A 17,709-nucleotide genomic window follows, 5' to 3' on the forward strand; every position below is an offset into this window, starting at 1 on the left:
GGAAATATGTCTTTTTATTCTCCACAAACGTCAGACATTCAAGGTCAGCAGGTTGAATTAAAAGCCCTTAATGCCGTTGATGTTCAAGTGAAATACCGCGATACCTCTGGCTCGAACTCAGCAACCCATACGGTGACTGCAAATAAGTTAAAGCTGGATTTATCTTCTGGTTTTGATGAGCAGATTTTGACAGGTTCAGCGCGCTTTAAGGTCGGTGCTGATACCTTTCTGGATCGTACCGGCTTGCTATATCGCAATGTGAATCCAGCCAATAATAGCGGGATTCAGTCGGGTGTCATTCAATACGGTACAGGGATTGTTGAAATTGATTCCTGGACCCCGAATGCAGATAACACGATTACTCTGGAATCCTTAACCACAACGACCGACTTATTGCCGGTCAATAAAATCAGTTTTAGAACGCCAGTCATGCCGATCCGACCACAATCATTAACTGTGGTTTTAGCATCAATTGAATTTGGGCAGCTAACTTTAACTGCTGATGAAAACGGTGTGATTGAAACCAGCCGGGCACATGGTCAGGTCAATTGGGATAATGGCTTTGTCACGATTTACTTTTATACCAAAACCAAAATCACCGAAACCAACCGAGCAGACATTGAAGCGAATGACTGGTATGACCCATTACTGGAATATCAGGAAGGCTTAGACGCTTATATCAATGTCCCGGTCTGGGTGGATGCTTCATCCGTGCGCTATAACGCCGTAGCCTATACTTACATTCCACTGGATTCTGAAATCCTTGGTTTGTCTGCAACGCGTTTACCAATTGATGGCCGTGTGCCAATTTTCCGTGTAGGTGGGATTGGTATTGTCAGCTCAAGCAAAGCGCAGGAATTACCAAGTGCAATTGCAGGAACCACGTACGATCTCAATGATCAGCGGATCTCATGGGCAGAACTGGAAGATGCTAACGGAACGAAAGTAGCTTTCGATTTATACACGGTTGATTATGACTATGGCCGCGTGACATTGGGTGGTGACTTTGTACTGGGTAATCTGGTCGCACCACTGACAGTGAAATACCGCTATCAGGATATGGGGCTGATTCGTGATGTTCAGATTAATGGTCAGCTGACGTTCACCAAGCCTTTAACGCATAACTATGATGCTGTCGATACTATAGTTGGTTCTGCTTTGGTCATTGGTGACATGCAGGCGCGTTACACACGCAAGTTTGTGCAAGGTTCATGGGGTAATGCTTGGGCGGATGAGCCGAGTTCAGGAATTTTAGCGAATTACAATGACTCGCTGTATCCACTCCAAGTGACAAACAAGGGGGCTATTCAGGAACGTTGGGCTTTGATTTTTACCAGCGCTACTGATTTTCGTTGTGTAGGTGAATACTCTGGTCAGATTGGCACAGGCACGGTTAATGCAGACTATGCACCGATTAACCCGGTCACGGGTGTACCGTATTTCATTATTAAAAAAGAAGGCTGGGGAGCAGGCTGGGCTAATGGTAACGTCCTGCGTTTCAATACCGTGGCTGCAAACTTTCCGGTCTGGGTGATTCGCACAGTAAAACAGTCAGAACCCGCAGTATTGTCAGACCAGTTCCAGATCATGCTACGTGGTGATATTGACCGCGTATTGTAAACATTAATTCAAATATGACCGCTATATGCGGTCTTTTTTATGAGTATTAAAAATGGTCGCAAGTACAGATATTAAATTTTATATGCATACCAATAACAATGCACCACAACTGCAAAATGCTTATGGCTCGATGATTAATGTATTGGATCCTTGCCTGATAAATGGCATTAATATTGGCACAGTATCATCACTGACAGCATCAGGCACAACAGTAACCGCTACATTCAGCACAACCCATAACCTGATGCAATATCAGGTGATTAAAATCACAGGTGCTGCGCAATCTGAGTTTAATGGTGAGCATCGAATTTTAACAGTACCGAATGCGCAGAGTGTGACTTTTGAACTTGCAGTGGCACCAAGTACAAGCACTACTACAGGCACTATTAATGCATCATTACCGCCACTAGGGTGGGAAAAGCCATTTGGAAACACGGGAGGAAAAGCAGCATACCGGTCTGCAAATTTACTTTTACCAAGCCGACCTTTTTTGCGTGTCGTTGATGAGTTGGATCCTACATACACAGCAACTTATGCGAAGTATGCAAAAGTCGGTATTGTAGAAGATATGACTGATATTGATACGATGCTGGGTGTGCAAGCTCCGTATGATAGTGCCAATCCAGGTAAAAACTGGGTGGGCACAGGCACAGGATCGGCAGCCATTAATGGTTGGTCAAAGTGGTATTATGCTAAATCAACACGTGAAATGATGGGGTATGCAACATCAAATGATGTTTTTGAGCCCGAGAATGGAAATAGAGCTTATTTAATTGTTGGTGACAAAAATACATTTTATTTCTTGCCATGTGTTGTTAATAATAATAATCACGCTCTGTGCTATGGATTTGGTGCATTTAATACTTTTTTGGATGTGGATTCTGCAAGTAACTTCTTATCGTCATCACTGAGGTATGCGGCAGCAAGCGCAGATGGGCGTTCAGCTCAATTTATTGCACTTGGATCAAGCTCAATATCAACACTCTTACTTCAGCGCAGATCAAACCAAGTCGACGCTTATACTTCTGCGCGCATCAGCTCACTTGAAACTGGTGTGACACCCATGAGAAGTGGGTTATCTAACTACATCACAAATACAAAAACGCCATTTTTTCCGCTTATCATCAATGAAGCAACTGTAATTCGAGGCGAATTGCCAATTGTGAAATGGCTGTTAAAAGCAAAACCTTTTGCAGACTTGCAGCGTATTAACTCCGCAGGAAGATTATTTATTGCCAAAAATATACACGCAGATCACGATAGCGACACAGCCCCACACTTAGGGCAGGTGGTTTTTGACTTAGGAGAATCTTAAGTGATTGTTACTTTGGTTGATTTTGGTGCAAGAAAAGATGGCATATCAATTGATCTATCATCACATCTGAAAGTTCAAGGTTTTGTTAAAAAGAATGGAATATCAATACCTTGTAGGGTAAGGATTTTTGAGAAACTGAGCGGCGCGATAATTCAGGATGTTGTGACAGATCACAACGGTAAGTACACATTTTCAAATCTTGGCAACATGGTTTTTTTTGTTGTTGCACATGATCCCGCAAGTCATTACAACGCAGTCATCCAAGATAACGTGGTGCCAAAATGAGTAAAACATCTACTAGTGCTCGGCTTGCCATGATTCAAGCCTTTGCAAATTTTATGGATAACGGTAGCCAAAGTGCTACCGTTATTTTTTATGAGGGTGTGCAGCCTGCCAGTCCTGCTATTGCAGCAGATGCGAACAGTGCCTTGGTGACACTCACATTTCCGGAGCCTTGTATCAAAGAAACCACAGCAGCATATGTAGAGCTTCACCCAACAGATACCGCAACGGTGATCAAAACAGGGACCGCCACCTGGGCGCGTATTTATAATGGTGCTGGTGAAGTAGCTGCAGATCTAACCGTGGGAACAGACATCACCCTGGCGAATACTAATCTGGTCGTGGGTGGTACCTTGTCTATCCAATCGATAAAACTCAGACCTTAAATTAAAAAGGTGCTCATGTGGATTTTAAAAATAAGCTCGGCACCGTTGATGCTCACAACCTAAACTTAAATTTTAAGCCTGATAATACCGACAGCCACAACATCATTCTAAATTTTGAGCATCTGGCCGACGGCTCGACTAATCTCAACTTTGGGGATGATGTTTCTGCAGCAATCGATACTGTATTCGATGCTGAATTCTCATTTGAAGTCACCGCAGTTTATGCCGACAGTGGTGCAAATACTGCAGTCATAGACACGGTACTCGACACTGATTTCAGCTTTGATGTAGTTGCTGTATTTAGTGAGAATACTGATGTCATTGGCCAAATCGATACTGTTTTAGATACGAGCTTTAGCTTTGAGGTTGAAGCAGTATTTAGTGAAAATCTGTGCACAATTGATACCATTTTAGATACTGAATTTCAATTTGAGGTTAAAGCGTTATTCGATATTAATCATCTGGTCGGAGTGTCTTATGGTTTTGATATGCGATATCAGAAGGCTATCGCAGCCTTGAGCACCACAGAAATACCGTGGGCCAAGCCAATATTAAGAGTCTCAAATGAGGCTCTTTTTTATGATCAAGGCTTGGTGATTTCTAATCAGGTAGATTTTTGGCATGAGCAAGCAGGGTCATTAACCCGGGTGGTTAGATCCATTCATGAGCAAGCCACTGGTTTGAGTTCTGATGCGTACGTGATCTGGGAGGAAGCTGATAAGCGCTTTATTCATCAGCGCTATGCGCATCAAGAAACAATCAAACTGCGCCATAACCGAGAAACCGTCTGGCAAGAAATGATTCGTAGGCGCAAGACTTTTACTTATTCACATGAAGTGGCTCAAGTATTTGAGCATCGCTTTTCATTTGAGTGGGATAAAAGCCTTGAGATTATCACCAAGTCGGATTTGCCTTGGGATCAGGCCAAAGCGATTCATTACCGCAAGCATCCGGTTCAACCTTGGCCAAAGCCTGAAATACCCAAATACGAAGGCACAGGTGATTTAAATTTTGTCTGTCTCTGTCATGACGTTGATTCACACAATGTTGTTTTAAATTTTGGTGCAGATGACTGTATTCCTGCACTGCCAAAAAGGAACTGGTGGTATATCGTGAACACATTAACAGCCGAACGATTGGATACTGGCGAGAAGATTAAAGTCATGGAGGGTACTTATAGTACCAGCCGGTCTCAATGGTGCTGGACTTACTCGATTACTGTGGCTCATACCGAGAAAGATAAACTGCAGCCAATTAATGGTCTGCCAGTGATTCTTAAGATAATGCTCAATGGGTTCGAGCATCATATTTTATTGGAAGATCCAGAAGAAACCCGGCGCTTTGCCAGTGTGCTCTATACTTACCCGGGTCGAAGTGTCACAGCTCTAAACTCGGATAAATATGCGCCTTTACGTTCGTTTATCCAGGATAACGAACGCACATCTGTTCAACTGGTTCAGGCTGAAATTGATCGGACAAATAGCGGTACCAACTTAGATTGGAGGCTTATCGATGAGTTGGGTTGGATCGTACCGATTGAGAGCCTGAGTTATGCAGAACTAGCACCAATTGATGCAATAAAGCAGGTGGTTGATGCAGGCGGCGGCTTTATTTATAGCCAGAAAGCAGGCAATACACTGACTATTTTACCTCGGTACCAGAAAGGCTATTGGGATACGATGGCCGTGGATGATTACGACATTCTATTATCTGAAAGTTTGGTGATGCAGCAGAACATCAAGCAGAACGATGAATACATTGCCGACTTTAATGCCATCACAGTGGTGAATAGTCGTAGTGGTGAAAGCCTGAAAGTACAGCAACGTGGTACCTCTGGTGATGTTCCGCTGGAAACGGTTACAGGACCATTATTCAATGTAGTGTCTGGTGCCAGTTACGGCAAAAATGAGTTGGTGAAAGCCAATATTCAGGAGTTGCATACTTTCTCAGATATTCCAGTGAGTTCGGAAATTGGCGAGATGCTGCCCGGAAAAACGATTGCCTTTAATGGCCAGTGGTGGGGCGTGATTGATGGGGTGAGTGGAAGTTTTTCGCATGAAAAGGTCAATGAAACCATTACCGTGGAGCGTATTAGCCGTGACTAATCCTTTATTTGAACTGCGCAAGCTGCTTAATCCAACTCATGCCGAATACATTGGCACCATCACCTCAGTGAAGCATCCAGAGTATCGGGTACAGATTGATGGGGGATCTGGTCCAGTACTTTGCACATCTGGCACAGCTTATAACCTGGGTGCCAGAGTATTTGTTTCCAATCAAGTGATTTTAAGGCCGGCACCAACTGGTCAGCACTCAGAAATAGAAGTCTAAACTTAACCAAACAACTGCACCTTTTTAGGTGCTTTTTTATTACCAAAATTTAGGGGGCGCAATGTCCAATGACTATTCATCTGATCCGCCAATAGCGACAGCAGGGCAGCTGCTTGCTATCTCAGACAAGATCAGCGACATATCCAAAAATATGGACAAGCTCGCTGAAATGCCCCAAAAACTTGACCGCATGAATATGCAGTTAGAGCAGCTCAATAAGGAACATCAGCAGACCCGGAATGATTTAACTCAGACTCGGGACAATCTGCAAGATGATCTGGATCGAGCCAAGTCAAACTTTAAAAGCGAGATCAAACAAGTCCGAAATGAGATTGATCCGAAGTTCAAAGAAATGGATATGCAGATTAGGGTGCTTCATGAGAGTAAAACCAAAATCGATAGTATTACCAATCTTGTGCGCTTTGGTGGCATCTTTTTAGCTGGATTATTTGTAGTTGCCTGGAACACTCAGACCGGAAAAACAGACACGGTAAACACTCAAACCATGACCAACACCCAGAGCATCCAAGTTCTTGAAAAACAATCTGACCAACTCTTAAGAACGGTTGAAGAAATCCGCAACAAACTTTATGAACGAAACATGAGAGAGGAAAAATGAAATTCATCCCCGAAAATGTCTGGAAATATCTATCTGTAAAGCTCCCAATTATCGGAGCTTTTTTATTGGGCGTTCTTCCTATTTTAATTCAAGAAGGCATCAACACACAGCTCATTCCGACTGAATACCATGCTATTTTGCTTTCTGTAGTTTTACCTGCACTGGCGTACGTTGGCCGTAAGATTGCACAGCCTAAAGTTAAGGGTGGTTCATAATGAAACATATTTTTGATTTCTTGCGAAAGATCAGTGGCGGCAAACTCTCTCAAAAACAGGTCGATGCTGCTGATAAGTTAATTGCAACTGCTTACGATGATGTCACCAGTATGCTGGGTATTGCCACGGATGAAATGCGGGTCAGTCCAAGTGGTATTGACTTGATGTGCAATTTTGAGGGTCTAGAACTCAAAGCGTATGATGATGGCGTTGGTGTATGGACCATTGGTTTCGGCACCACAAAGTATCCGAATGGCATTCGTGTTAAAAAAGGGGATACCTGCACACTGGATGAAGCTAAAGCTTATATGCAGAACGATCTGAAAGATTTTGAGCGAACTGTTAATGATGCGGTCAATGTTTCAATCAATCAGAATCAGTTCGATGCTTTGGTCTCACTGGCCTACAATATTGGTGCTACAGCCTTTAAAAAATCCACCTTAGTCAAACGATTGAATGAGGGAAATTATAAGGCTGCCGCCAATCAATTTAATGTTTGGGTTAATGCCGGCGGCAAACGCATGCAGGGTCTGGTGAATCGCCGAGCTGCAGAAAGGGCTTTATTCTTAAAATAGATAAATGCCCTCAAATGAGGGCATTGTTTATCATTAAAATAAGTGACTGGTTATTAATTAATCCTCAGAATCCCTTCCCAACTAAAATAGTTCTGAGTCAGGTTTTGTCTGGCCATTGCCCATGCGCGACCATGCATTTTGCATGGGCCAATTGCTATTTTCTTATCTCCAAATCTCACCTTAACCTGCTCAAGGGCAGATTGAAGTTTCTCATTTTTCTCTATTTGAGTACTATCAGATAGAAGGTCATATATGTATGTCGATTTTGGCTCGATTGCGGTCAATATCACACCACATTTCTTAAACTCGATTCCTTCTTGAAACAGCTCATTCATTCGCTTCATTACAGCCCGGTTCATAACCGCAGCACAGTCAGTCGGCTCAGTAAATCCGATATTGATCGACTTGTTATAGAAAGGTCTGTTCTTGTCAAAAGGATTGGACTGGGCAAAAGCAATCACACAACCACAAAGAGATTCATCCTCTCTTAACCGCTTAATGGCATTCTGTAGATAATCACTCATTGCTTCAGATAATGATTGGATATCTATTACCCGAGCGCCAAATGAGCGTGATGAAATAATCTGCTTTTTGGTTGCCGGTGCGGACTCAACCTCAATACAGGAAATGCCTTGTAGCTCCATTACAGTTCTCTGCATCACCACAGAAAATAGTTTTCCCATTTGATGTGAATTAGACCTAGCTAAATCAAGAACAGTATTAACACCTAAGCTTTTTAGTTTTTTACTATGCTGACGACCCACTCCCCAAACTTCGGAGACATCAATCAGACTAGAAAAATAATCACGATGTTTAGGATCCATAGAAACCAGATCACAAACACCATTGAAGCGTTTTGCTTTTTTAGCCATATGATTGGCAAGCTTTGCTTCGGTCTTTGATCGACCAATACCGACACAAACCGGTAATCCGATCCACTGCAAGATCCGCTGTCGCATATTTTGCGCATATTCAACCAGGTCATAATTTTCAGAATAGGCAGTAAGCCTTAAAAAGCACTCATCAATCGAATAAACTTCCTGCTCACCTGGCGCCACGTAATCAGCCAGAATCGAATGGAAACGTTGAGACATTTCAGCATACAAAGCATAGTTACTCGAAAGTACCTGTACATTATGTTTTTCGACAATATCTCTAACCTGGAATAGGGGAACACCCATCTTAATACCAAGATCTTTTGCTTCTTGGGAACGTGCAACTGCACAGCCGTCGTTATTTGAAAGAACAATGACCGGCACATCTTTAAGTTTAGGATTAAATAGGCGCTCACAGCTTACATAGCAATTATTTACATCAATGAGCGCGTATATTTGATTGTTATAGCTCATCTGAATTTCTTGATTACATTTGTGACTACACCCCAGATTTCAAACTGCTGACCTTCTTGGGGATGAATATCTGGATAACCCTCATTCTCAGCTTTCAACCAGCAACCTTTCGCATCAATAATTAGCCGTTTCACTGTCAATTCATTATCGATACTGGCAATCACAATATCTCTATGCCTAGCCTGAATACTGCGATCTACAACCAAGGCGTCATTAATATCAATTCCTGCATTTAGCATAGAAAGAGAATCCGCACGAACAATAAAAGTAGCATTCGCATTATTAATGAGGTACTCATTCAGATCGATTTTTTTATCAATATAATCTTGAGCGGGCGAGGGGAATCCAGCTTGAACGCGTTCGGTTGCCAAGGGTATTTCTATTTTTGTGACAGGATCAAACTGACGGATATCACTAATTTCATTTTCTTTTTTAAGAGATTCTAGGTATTCTTTGATATCAAGAATTTTAGATTCAGGCACTCGAATAACTTTAGTCTCTTCAGACTTTTTTCGACCTGCCCCGGCTCGAAAACCCCCATGAGTACTGTTCATAACTTTACGACTCCTTGATTTTTGTAACAATAATCAAGATTGTAAAGACTCGATAAAAATCAAACAAATAAAATAAATCTTTTAAATTCAAAGATGCGTCATAGAGTGACGCAAAATTATGATATTTCGGATGAACGGTTACAGTACTAATTGACTTGGTAAAGACTCTTAGTCAGAGCTGCACAGCTCATTCGATTACGACGAATGTGAGTGTGGGGATCGAGATTAGTCAATTTTTAATATGTCCAATAATTTATGAGGCAGGAGTTTCATTTTTTCGTTATTTATGAACTTCTCGTGATAATCTTTGAGCTCATTATTACTATATTGTTTAAGCATTTCAGTACTACTTATATATTTGGCAATCTCTAAATAGTTTTTCAGATAGAAAGAATCAACTATCTCTTTATCGATTTCAGCTTTTTTAAGCCTTCCAAGAATCTCATTAAGAGTGGTGATTTTATGATTTGTTTGAAAGAAAAAATTATCAAGATCTTTATAGGTGATGGCTGGGGTATTATAAACATGCTGAAATAAGTAAAAAAATAACATGTCTTTAGCTGATAAGTAGTCTTTCAGACAATCCAGAGCTAGACTGGATGTAATTCTGTATTTTTCCTGATCCTTCCAATCATTAAATAACTGCGTAGCAATATAAGCAGCCACGAGAGTTGCAATTCCACCAAAGAAACTAGCAGTCATTGATAGTGCATCTTTTAGAGCACTATCCTCGCCACCAAACAAGTAAAAAATAAACGCAAAAAGAAATATCGTAGCAAACGATGTTGCTAAAATTACTGTAGATGCCAGTTTTGATATACTCATCACTCCTTCCACCCATCCACAATATCAGCCCAATCCTGCATCATCTTTATTTTCCAAGATGCTTATCATCAATCACATATTGTCCAAAACTATCTATCCAGCCTTGAATAGATGTCTCCCATACATAAGTACGGGTTTTAAGTTTCTTCACTATAGTCAGATCCTTGATACCAAAATGTGTACTTCCTTCCGGTAACTCAACCCAGTCTACTTTTCCATTCTCAGTAAACCAGTCTTCCCAAGCTAATTGGATATCATGAGCTACAAAACGTTTATTTGAATTATCCCAGGCGAATGGATTATTGCTATTTAACTTATTTACATGCAGGCGTTTAAAGTATTTATTGTTTTGGTGAATCTCAATGAATACATCCAGGTGCTTTTTAATGAAATCAAATTCAACATTAATTTCACTTTCATCTTCAAAGGCATCATCTTTATCCACCAATGCCATGTAGCGCTGTTTTTTACTCCATTCTTTGTAATAACTATTATAGTTATCTTCCGCAACACGGATCGCTTCCTCAAACTCTAATCGGGTACCGCGTTTTTTAAGATTCACATATCGCTTAAGGGTATTCCATGATTCATGAAGAGTGATAGTCTGCAGCTGAGGAATGGTAAAGCCATCTTCTGCATAACGGGTCGCAGCTTCATGGCGTAAATCATGGAAGCGCAAATCGCTAATACCACACGCATTACATGCCCGGGTAAAGTAAGTCGACACGGTACGCGTATTCACTGGAATTAAAAGATTCTTGTCATATCCCAAGGCAAGCATTCGATCTCGGACTTCTGGTTTCATAAACTCATCAATCATATTGATGGCTCTTGGTTCCATGTGAGCATACTTATGATTACCCAAGGATCCATTCGGATTCTTAGCATCTCTGACTAACCACTGACAATTCAGATCATCGTAATCATCCAGCCGCAATGAACACAGCTCATCTTCACGACGGGCAGTGTAGAGTGCAAACCACATAATCAGATGCATAGGTGTGGAGTTCTTGACCCGTTTCCAGCTTTTATAGAAATAGTTGGTCAGCATTTGAAGTTCTTCCGCCGTAGGCAAGCGGTCACGCTGTTTAGATCTGGTCACGATGCGAGACTTCTGTAAACCAATCATGGCTTTTTCAAATTCGATTAGCACAGTCTCCAAGGGTTCGCCCCATACAAACTCTGCATGAACGATGACAGCCTTGATATGGCTTAAGTCCTTTAAGATGGTGGCAGGTGCAACACCATCAGTTCCTTTAACTGGATCGCCTTTTCTTCGCATAATTGCATAATCAGAAAAGTCTTGTCGTGTTAAAGAATAGATATTCTTCTCAGAAATATCTAAACTAGCGATGTGCTGTAGTGCTCCTGTTTTTGTTCTGGCAAAGCTGTCCGCTTCTTCCAAATACTGATAAATGAACTCCCTGAGCGTTTTGTGCTTTATTTGCACCGCCGGATTCAACATTTTTTCAGGGTGCAATTCGATTTCTGCTTCCGTGCGTTTGATCCAGTCCTCAGCTAATGACTTTTTGCTGAAAGTCTTGGATTGTTTAAATTCAGGGTAGCCTTGACGTTGTACACGGACTTGAGCTCTATACCGGGTTGTGCCGTCTTTTGTTTGTCGCTTAGTGACTGTTCCCATAAATTTGCACCATTAAAATATTGGGGTGCAAGTAGGGTGCAATCAAAGGACACTAAAAGTCAATACGAAGCGACTAAACGAAGTTAAACGAGGTTAAAGATTTTGAGCAAAAACAATGTAATTGAAGAATTGTTTGGAAGATCAATAGATAGGAAGCTTTGGGTGGCCCCCATGGCAGGTGTGACCGATCGTCCGTTTAGAACCTTGTGCAAATACTTTGGTGCAGGCCATGCGGTCAGTGAAATGATGACATCTGACAAAACTTTGCGCATGAGTAAAAAGAGCTTATATCGTGCCAATTTTGATGGAGAGCTGGCACCGATTTCAGCGCAGATTGCTGGTTCAGATCCCCATGATCTGGCTGAAGCGGCACGTTATCAGGTGGCCAATGGTGCGCAAATTGTTGATATTAATATGGGCTGCCCAGCCAAAAAGGTCTGTAACCGACTCGCCGGTTCTGCTTTATTGCAGGATGAAGATCTAGTTGCGCGTATTCTGGATGCAGTTGTGGCTGCAGTTGATGTGCCAGTGACCTTAAAAACCCGTCTTGGTTATTTGAACGGTCAGGAAAATATTATGCGTGTCGCTAAACGTGCTGAACAAGCCGGAATTGCAGCGCTAGCTTTACATGGCCGTACCCGTGAAGATATGTACCTGAATACCGCGCGTTATTCTTTAATCAAAGACGTAAAGGAAATGTTGAATATTCCCGTGATTGCTAACGGTGATATCGACAGTCCTGAAAAAGCCAAATACGTGCTGGATTATACCGGTGCAGACGCAATTATGATTGGTCGTGCAGCACAAGGTCGGCCCTGGATTTTTCGTGAAATTGCCCATTATTTAAAAACCGGTCAATATCTTGATGCACCAAGTATTACAGAAGTGAAAGATGTGCTACTGGGACATTTGACAGAATTATACGAGTTCTATGGCGAATATTCCGGCTGCCGGATTTCCCGTAAACATATTGCCTGGTACACCAAAGGTCTGCGTTCTAGCAACGAGTTTCGCCAGAACATGTATCAGGTAGAAAATACCGCTGACCAGTATCGTGTGGTAGAAGATTATTTTAATGCACTGCTAGAACATGGTTTAACCATGAATGATGTACAAGCCGAGCAAGTGAATTTACTGGAAACCAAGTGATGGCGGGCACAATTCAGCGAATCATGTAATATTTTTTGCATGAAATCCCTACCTTTTTTATCTTGAGCAGGCGGATTTTTGCATTCTGTTTACACTTCAGCCTGTCTAATACATAGCAGCACAGTTTGTTCACTTAAACTGGACAGGACTTGGACATTGCTTACTCAAGCTTCCTCTATGATGAACCTATCCAGATATAAACCAGATGTGATCCATTTTGTTTATCGTCATCATTGAGGGAGATCTGTAATGACAAATACCAATCGTCCAGTCACAGAGTTTAGCCATAAAACGTCAACGGAATTGCCACAAGAACGCAGTGAAGGCCTGAATATCAATCCGACTGATACCAATGCGCGTCCAGATTTGAATACACCCGTGAAAGATAATCCTCGTGTTCCAGACATGAATGAAGGTGAAGATAATCTGGCTGCGACCAGTGCCGGTACTTTGGGCGGAGCGGCTGTAGGCGCAGTTGCAGGTCTGGTGGGTGGCCCTCCAGGTGCAGTGGTGGGTGGTATTATCGGTGGAGTGGTTGGCGGTATTGCAGGTAATGACATTGCAACGTCTGATCATGGGAAGCAGACAGATAATTACCAGCATCCAGAGAACTTGCCTGAGGCAAATAATTATCGACATCCAGATCATTTGAGTGCAGAAGATAATTACTGGAGAGATGAGTATCATAATCGCCCGTATTTTAATGAAACGCGTAGCACATATGGCGATCTAGATTATGATCGTGATTATCGCGGTGCTTATCGAGTCGGTTATGAAAACCGTCCAATGTATGAGCATGATACGGATTTTGATCGTGCTGAACCTGAACTGCGTACCAAATGGGAACAGTTAAAAGGTGAGTCCCGCCTCAACTGGGAAGAAGCTAAATTTGCAGTTAAAGATGCCTGGCATCGTGTCACACGCTAATTCTAGATAAATTAAAAACCTCTCCATGTGAGAGGTTTTTTTATGATTCAATAATTAAAGATGCTTCATTTCCAGTACGAGCTGGTTAATCAGATCGGAAGCTTCCATTTCACGAATCTGTGCCACGTTCGAACCTGCCCAGAATGCACCATAACCTTGATCCCCATGTTTGGCAGCAGCAGCATGTAATTGCTTGGCCAGATCATAAGTATATGGATAAGCCGGAACATCCAGCCGATCGGGTGTATCCACTTCAATATGCCAGTGGTTAATGATGCCGCGTGCAGGACGACCGGAAATACTGGCACTCACCTGAGTGAGTGGCTTGGAAAATAAGGCTTTACGATAGGCATCATTGGCATTAGAAGATTTACACTGCACAAATGCAGTCCCAAGTTGCACGGCATCTGCACCGAAATCCATCATTTGACGCGCTTGCTCACCCGTCATAATCCCGCCTGCCGCTACAATCGGCAAGGAAGAATGCTGTTTGATCAGCTTCACCAGATTGGAGGTTTTGACTGAAGCATCAAACTTGGTCGAGAAAATCCCGCGATGGCCACCAGCCTCAATACCCTGCGCAATAATGATATCAATTCCGGCTGCTTCAATGGCTTTAGCTTCGGCATAATTGGTGGCAGATACCATGGTCAGAATCCCGGCCTGTTTTAGGGCTTGAATCTGATGCGGATGTGGAATCCCAAAATGAAAGCTGACTGCTCGCGGTTTGATTTCTAATACCAGATTCAGAAAGTCATCATTGTCTTTAAAACTCGGATAAATACACTCCAAATGATCTGGTGCCTGAGCGCCATATTCGGCAAATTTATCTTTAAACTGTGCAATCCATGCCTGCGCTACAGCCTCATCTACAGGAACAGTGTCATGACAGAAAAAATTAACCTGAAAAGGGCAATCTGTCAGTTCTTGAGTCTTTAAAATCTGTTGTCGCGCTGCATCAATACTGCTGGCCCCCAGACCCAGTGAACCCAAGCCGCCCTGATTGGACACTTCGGCAGCAAGCTCGGGCGTAGAGACACCTGCCATCGGTGCCAAGAAAATAGGATGTTTAATTCCGAGATTTTCTAATAAAGACATAGATTTGCTCCTTGTTATGCTTTTACTTTGCCTTTGAGCACAAAATTAAGCAAATCATATTGGTTATTTTATTTTGAAATACTGCAGCATGGGTTACGTGTTATTTACATTTCTTGCGACACGCTACGTCGCCAAAAAGATAGAACTTTTATTAGCCTAGAATTGAACACCTTATAATAGCCTTTTGGTCAAATATTTTTTGAGCTCATGTCTGATCGTATCCGTGAAAAACTGCAAATTTTAGCCGATGCTGCCAAGTATGATGTGTCGTGCTCATCCAGCGGTAGCAACCGTAAAAATAAAGACAAGGGCGTGGGCAATACCGGGAATGGCATCTGTCATAGTTATACCGAAGATGGCCGCTGTGTGTCCTTATTGAAAATTCTGTTCTCTAATGTCTGTATTTTTGACTGTTCCTATTGTGTTTCGCGCCGTTCCAATGACGTCCAGCGTGCTGCATTTACCGTGCAGGAAGTCGTGGATCTGACCATGAATTTTTATCGGCGTAATTATATTGAGGGTCTGTTTCTCAGTTCGGGGATTTTTAAATCGGCCGATCACACCATGGAACGGATGCTGCAGGTGGTCAAAAAACTTAGACTCGAAGAAAACTTTAATGGCTATATCCATCTGAAAACTATTCCGGGTGCATCACAGGAGATCATTACCGAAGCTGGACTGTATGTCGATCGTATGAGTATTAATCTGGAAATGCCGACGGAGGCGGGACTGCAAAAATTTGCGCCTGAGAAAACCCATGCCGAAGTACAAAAAGACTTGGGCATTGTGCGTGACCGGTTGATCCAGCTCAAAGATGAACGCAAGCTGATCAAGTCCGTTCCAAAATTTGTACCTGCCGGACAAACTACACAAATGGTGGTGGGCGCGCATAGTGAAACCGATCAGGACATTATTTTAATGGCTGACCGGCATTACAAGGAATTTAAGCTGAAGCGGGTGTATTTCTCTGGCTATATCCCGATTAATCCTGAAGATAAAGCCTTACCTGCTATCGGCTCAGCACCGCCATTATTAAGAGAAAACCGTCTGTATCAATCTGACTGGCTGATGCGTTTTTATGGCTTTGCTGCTGATGAAATTGTCGATGATCAGCATCCGAATCTGGAGCTGGAGATTGATCCTAAACTCAGTTGGGCCTTGCGTCATTCTGAAGCCTTTCCAGTCGATATTAACCGTGCCGACTATAAAATGATTCTACGGGTACCCGGCATAGGCGTGCGTTCTGCCCAGAAAATTGTACAGGCACGCCGTTTTGGACAGATTCATATTGACCAGCTAAGGCGCATGGGCGTGGCTTATAACCGGGCGCAGCATTTTATTCGCTGTGCGGATACACCGAAATTTAAGAAAGATCAGCACGCCCATCAGATTCGCCAGCAAATTTTGATGTCAGGGCAATCCAAATATCAGCAGCAACTTTCACCTCAATTAGGATTTGGTTTCTAGTGGCAAGTTACTGTTTTGATGGCAGCATGACTGGTCTGCTCAGTTGTGTATTTCGTGCTTTCGAGTTTAAAGAATTTAACGTGATAGTGACGGCCAATCCTCAAGCACAAACAGGTTTATTTGATGAATTTATCCATGTGGCCTCTAATGATCAGCATGGGCAGCGGGTGTGGCAGGGATTAAAGCAGAAAGTATCTTCCAGCAGTTTGCGTGCTTTTTACTATACGTTTTTGTCAGAGCAGGAAGCAGCGTTCCAGACTCTTTTTGATTTTGCAGTCTATGTCTTTCAAAACCAGCGTCCAGTCGATAAAGATTATGGTCATACTGCGGTGATCGGCATGTCGCAATGGGCCAAGCAAGTGGGGCGGGAAAAGCATCGTATGGAGGCTTTTGTACGCTTTAAAAAAGCCAAAGATGGTTTGTTTCTGAGTCTGGTCAGACCGGATTTTAATGTCTTGCCGATTATTTCCCGACATTTTCAGGAGCGTTATCAGGATCAAAGTTGGCTGATTTATGACGAGCAGCGTAATTACGGTATTTATTATGATTTAAGGCAGATGCATCAGGTCGAGATGAACGCTGAAATAATCGATCCACAAATCCGGATTGGTCATAGTCAATCATTCAGTATTGAACTGGATGATCAAGAGCTGCTATATGATCAGCTCTGGAAAGACTATTTTAACAGTGTGAATATTCAGGCGCGCAAGAACATGAAATTGCATATTCAATATGTGCCAAAGCGCTACTGGCGTTATATGAATGAGAAATTACTTTAAACAGTACATCAAGCTGCTTTCAGGCATAATAAGCATTGGTATATTTAAATTGAGTGTATAAACATGAAGGTATGGCTAACGTCATTAGCACTGCTCACTGGATTAACTGCATGTTCGGAACAACCACAAAAACCGGTCGTAGATCCAGCCAAATATCAGGTTCAGACCGCACAGGAACTGCAGCAACGTTTTGATGCACTCAATGTCCAGTTAGCCCAAGACTTTCAGAAATTTAAGAAAGTCGAAAGCATTGCTTTCGCACACCAGTTTCCTTTAGATGTCAATAATCTGCAAAGCTTGAACCAGCATCTCGTTAGCAGTACGGCATTAAAACCCAGTAAAATTGCCTATTGCGATATGATGAATAGTTATTTTGCCGATATGTACCGCTTGGGACATTACAATCTGGAACTGGTCGATGACATTAAACTGCCTAATGCCAAGAATGAAAATTTAAAAGCCAATTTCTCTGACGCTGATCATTTTTATACCTTTATTCTGGATCGTTATACGACTTATCGTCAGGTCCAGCAGACCATGGGTTATGGCTGTAATTTAAAAGCTGCGCTGTAAATC

The 17,709-nt window shown here is 42.4% G+C and carries 19 protein-coding genes; 14 read left to right on the top strand and 5 right to left on the bottom strand.

Annotated elements, in window-relative coordinates; translation table 11 throughout:
* The first annotated feature begins 6 nt into the window (after positions 1–6).
* From ACP7AK_RS01305 to ACP7AK_RS01345, 9 genes are all read left to right on the top strand, one after another.
* Positions 7–1,620 carry a hypothetical protein gene (locus tag ACP7AK_RS01305; RefSeq protein ID WP_425878156.1) on the top strand — a complete coding sequence of 538 codons (1,614 nt, stop codon included), beginning with the start codon at positions 7–9 and terminating at the stop codon, positions 1,618–1,620.
* A gap of 52 nt (positions 1,621–1,672) precedes the next feature.
* A complete protein-coding gene (locus ACP7AK_RS01310) occupies positions 1,673–2,935 on the top strand; it encodes a hypothetical protein (protein WP_425878158.1) in 1,263 nt (420 codons plus the stop codon).
* Entirely contained in the window at positions 2,936–3,220 is a 285-nt protein-coding gene (locus tag ACP7AK_RS01315; RefSeq protein WP_425878159.1) for a carboxypeptidase regulatory-like domain-containing protein, read from the top strand.
* A complete protein-coding gene (locus ACP7AK_RS01320) occupies positions 3,217–3,603 on the top strand; it encodes a hypothetical protein (RefSeq protein ID WP_425878161.1) in 387 nt (128 codons plus the stop codon). Before ACP7AK_RS01315 ends, ACP7AK_RS01320 begins: the two co-directional genes overlap by 4 nt.
* A gap of 17 nt (positions 3,604–3,620) precedes the next feature.
* Positions 3,621–5,708: a hypothetical protein gene (locus tag ACP7AK_RS01325; protein ID WP_425878163.1), complete on the top strand. Its 2,088-nt coding sequence runs from the start codon at positions 3,621–3,623 to the stop codon at positions 5,706–5,708.
* A complete protein-coding gene (locus ACP7AK_RS01330) occupies positions 5,701–5,934 on the top strand; it encodes a hypothetical protein (RefSeq protein ID WP_425878577.1) in 234 nt (77 codons plus the stop codon). Before ACP7AK_RS01325 ends, ACP7AK_RS01330 begins: the two co-directional genes overlap by 8 nt.
* 61 nt (positions 5,935–5,995) lie before the next feature.
* Positions 5,996–6,553: a coiled-coil domain-containing protein gene (locus ACP7AK_RS01335; protein WP_425878165.1), complete on the top strand. Its 558-nt coding sequence runs from the start codon at positions 5,996–5,998 to the stop codon at positions 6,551–6,553.
* The gene (locus tag ACP7AK_RS01340) at positions 6,550–6,768 is read left to right on the top strand and encodes a hypothetical protein (protein ID WP_425878167.1); all 219 of its coding nucleotides are present in this window, start codon (positions 6,550–6,552) and stop codon (positions 6,766–6,768) included. The genes ACP7AK_RS01335 and ACP7AK_RS01340 overlap by 4 nt, the downstream gene beginning before the upstream one ends.
* Positions 6,768–7,343: a lysozyme gene (locus tag ACP7AK_RS01345; protein WP_425878169.1), complete on the top strand. Its 576-nt coding sequence runs from the start codon at positions 6,768–6,770 to the stop codon at positions 7,341–7,343. Before ACP7AK_RS01340 ends, ACP7AK_RS01345 begins: the two co-directional genes overlap by 1 nt.
* A 53-nt stretch (positions 7,344–7,396) precedes the next feature.
* Here ACP7AK_RS01345 and ACP7AK_RS01350 read toward each other — a convergent pair whose 3' ends face one another.
* The 4 genes from ACP7AK_RS01350 to ACP7AK_RS01365 all read right to left on the bottom strand — a co-directional run bounded on the left by ACP7AK_RS01350 (position 7,397) and on the right by ACP7AK_RS01365 (position 11,713).
* The gene (locus ACP7AK_RS01350) at positions 7,397–8,692 is read right to left on the bottom strand and encodes a Y-family DNA polymerase (protein WP_425878171.1); all 1,296 of its coding nucleotides are present in this window, start codon (positions 8,690–8,692) and stop codon (positions 7,397–7,399) included.
* Positions 8,689–9,246 carry a LexA family protein gene (locus tag ACP7AK_RS01355; protein WP_044112759.1) on the bottom strand — a complete coding sequence of 186 codons (558 nt, stop codon included), beginning with the start codon at positions 9,244–9,246 and terminating at the stop codon, positions 8,689–8,691. The genes ACP7AK_RS01350 and ACP7AK_RS01355 overlap by 4 nt, the downstream gene beginning before the upstream one ends.
* Positions 9,247–9,471: 225 nt before the next feature.
* On the bottom strand, positions 9,472–10,071 hold the full coding sequence (locus tag ACP7AK_RS01360; RefSeq protein ID WP_425878173.1) for a hypothetical protein: 600 nt from the start codon (positions 10,069–10,071) through the stop codon (positions 9,472–9,474).
* A gap of 46 nt (positions 10,072–10,117) precedes the next feature.
* Positions 10,118–11,713, bottom strand: a complete 1,596-nt coding sequence (locus ACP7AK_RS01365) for a tyrosine-type recombinase/integrase (RefSeq protein ID WP_425878175.1) — start codon at positions 11,711–11,713, stop codon at positions 10,118–10,120.
* Between the two features lie 129 nt (positions 11,714–11,842).
* Between ACP7AK_RS01365 and dusB the strand changes: the two genes are divergently transcribed.
* On the top strand, positions 11,843–12,862 hold the full coding sequence (gene dusB, locus ACP7AK_RS01370; RefSeq protein WP_425878579.1) for a tRNA dihydrouridine synthase DusB: 1,020 nt from the start codon (positions 11,843–11,845) through the stop codon (positions 12,860–12,862).
* Between the two features lie 249 nt (positions 12,863–13,111).
* On the top strand, positions 13,112–13,789 hold the full coding sequence (locus ACP7AK_RS01375; protein WP_180038555.1) for a hypothetical protein: 678 nt from the start codon (positions 13,112–13,114) through the stop codon (positions 13,787–13,789).
* 54 nt (positions 13,790–13,843) lie between these two features.
* Here the strand turns inward: ACP7AK_RS01375 and ACP7AK_RS01380 are convergent, their stop codons facing one another.
* Positions 13,844–14,887 (bottom strand): NAD(P)H-dependent flavin oxidoreductase, encoded by a 1,044-nt coding sequence (locus ACP7AK_RS01380; protein ID WP_425878178.1) that lies wholly within the window; start codon positions 14,885–14,887, stop codon positions 13,844–13,846.
* A 207-nt stretch (positions 14,888–15,094) separates the two neighbouring features.
* Between ACP7AK_RS01380 and ACP7AK_RS01385 the strand changes: the two genes are divergently transcribed.
* From ACP7AK_RS01385 to ACP7AK_RS01395, 3 genes are all read left to right on the top strand, one after another.
* The gene (locus ACP7AK_RS01385) at positions 15,095–16,354 is read left to right on the top strand and encodes a putative DNA modification/repair radical SAM protein (protein ID WP_004646658.1); all 1,260 of its coding nucleotides are present in this window, start codon (positions 15,095–15,097) and stop codon (positions 16,352–16,354) included.
* A complete protein-coding gene (locus ACP7AK_RS01390) occupies positions 16,354–17,133 on the top strand; it encodes a TIGR03915 family putative DNA repair protein (protein ID WP_004279976.1) in 780 nt (259 codons plus the stop codon). The genes ACP7AK_RS01385 and ACP7AK_RS01390 overlap by 1 nt, the downstream gene beginning before the upstream one ends.
* A 63-nt stretch (positions 17,134–17,196) precedes the next feature.
* Complete coding sequence (locus ACP7AK_RS01395; RefSeq protein ID WP_425878181.1) at positions 17,197–17,706, top strand: hypothetical protein; 510 nt, start codon at positions 17,197–17,199, stop codon at positions 17,704–17,706.
* The last annotated feature ends 3 nt before the right edge of the window (positions 17,707–17,709 follow it).

This window comes from Acinetobacter sp. TWP2-2-3 (genome assembly GCF_049896445.1).
Taxonomy (GTDB): domain Bacteria; phylum Pseudomonadota; class Gammaproteobacteria; order Pseudomonadales; family Moraxellaceae; genus Acinetobacter.

Excerpts from the sequence above, each read along its gene's own strand:
- ACP7AK_RS01305 (WP_425878156.1), top strand. The coding sequence starts at position 7 with ATGTCTTTTTATTCTCCACAAACGTCAGACATTCAAGGTCAGCAGGTT.
- ACP7AK_RS01310 (WP_425878158.1), top strand. The coding sequence starts at position 1,673 with ATGGTCGCAAGTACAGATATTAAATTTTATATGCATACCAATAACAAT.
- ACP7AK_RS01320 (WP_425878161.1), top strand. The coding sequence starts at position 3,217 with ATGAGTAAAACATCTACTAGTGCTCGGCTTGCCATGATTCAAGCCTTT.
- ACP7AK_RS01335 (WP_425878165.1), top strand. The coding sequence starts at position 5,996 with ATGTCCAATGACTATTCATCTGATCCGCCAATAGCGACAGCAGGGCAG.
- ACP7AK_RS01340 (WP_425878167.1), top strand. The coding sequence starts at position 6,550 with ATGAAATTCATCCCCGAAAATGTCTGGAAATATCTATCTGTAAAGCTC.
- ACP7AK_RS01345 (WP_425878169.1), top strand. The coding sequence starts at position 6,768 with ATGAAACATATTTTTGATTTCTTGCGAAAGATCAGTGGCGGCAAACTC.
- ACP7AK_RS01350 (WP_425878171.1), bottom strand. The coding sequence starts at position 8,692 with ATGAGCTATAACAATCAAATATACGCGCTCATTGATGTAAATAATTGC.
- ACP7AK_RS01355 (WP_044112759.1), bottom strand. The coding sequence starts at position 9,246 with ATGAACAGTACTCATGGGGGTTTTCGAGCCGGGGCAGGTCGAAAAAAG.
- ACP7AK_RS01360 (WP_425878173.1), bottom strand. The coding sequence starts at position 10,071 with ATGAGTATATCAAAACTGGCATCTACAGTAATTTTAGCAACATCGTTT.
- ACP7AK_RS01365 (WP_425878175.1), bottom strand. The coding sequence starts at position 11,713 with ATGGGAACAGTCACTAAGCGACAAACAAAAGACGGCACAACCCGGTAT.
- ACP7AK_RS01375 (WP_180038555.1), top strand. The coding sequence starts at position 13,112 with ATGACAAATACCAATCGTCCAGTCACAGAGTTTAGCCATAAAACGTCA.
- ACP7AK_RS01380 (WP_425878178.1), bottom strand. The coding sequence starts at position 14,887 with ATGTCTTTATTAGAAAATCTCGGAATTAAACATCCTATTTTCTTGGCA.
- ACP7AK_RS01385 (WP_004646658.1), top strand. The coding sequence starts at position 15,095 with ATGTCTGATCGTATCCGTGAAAAACTGCAAATTTTAGCCGATGCTGCC.
- ACP7AK_RS01395 (WP_425878181.1), top strand. The coding sequence starts at position 17,197 with ATGAAGGTATGGCTAACGTCATTAGCACTGCTCACTGGATTAACTGCA.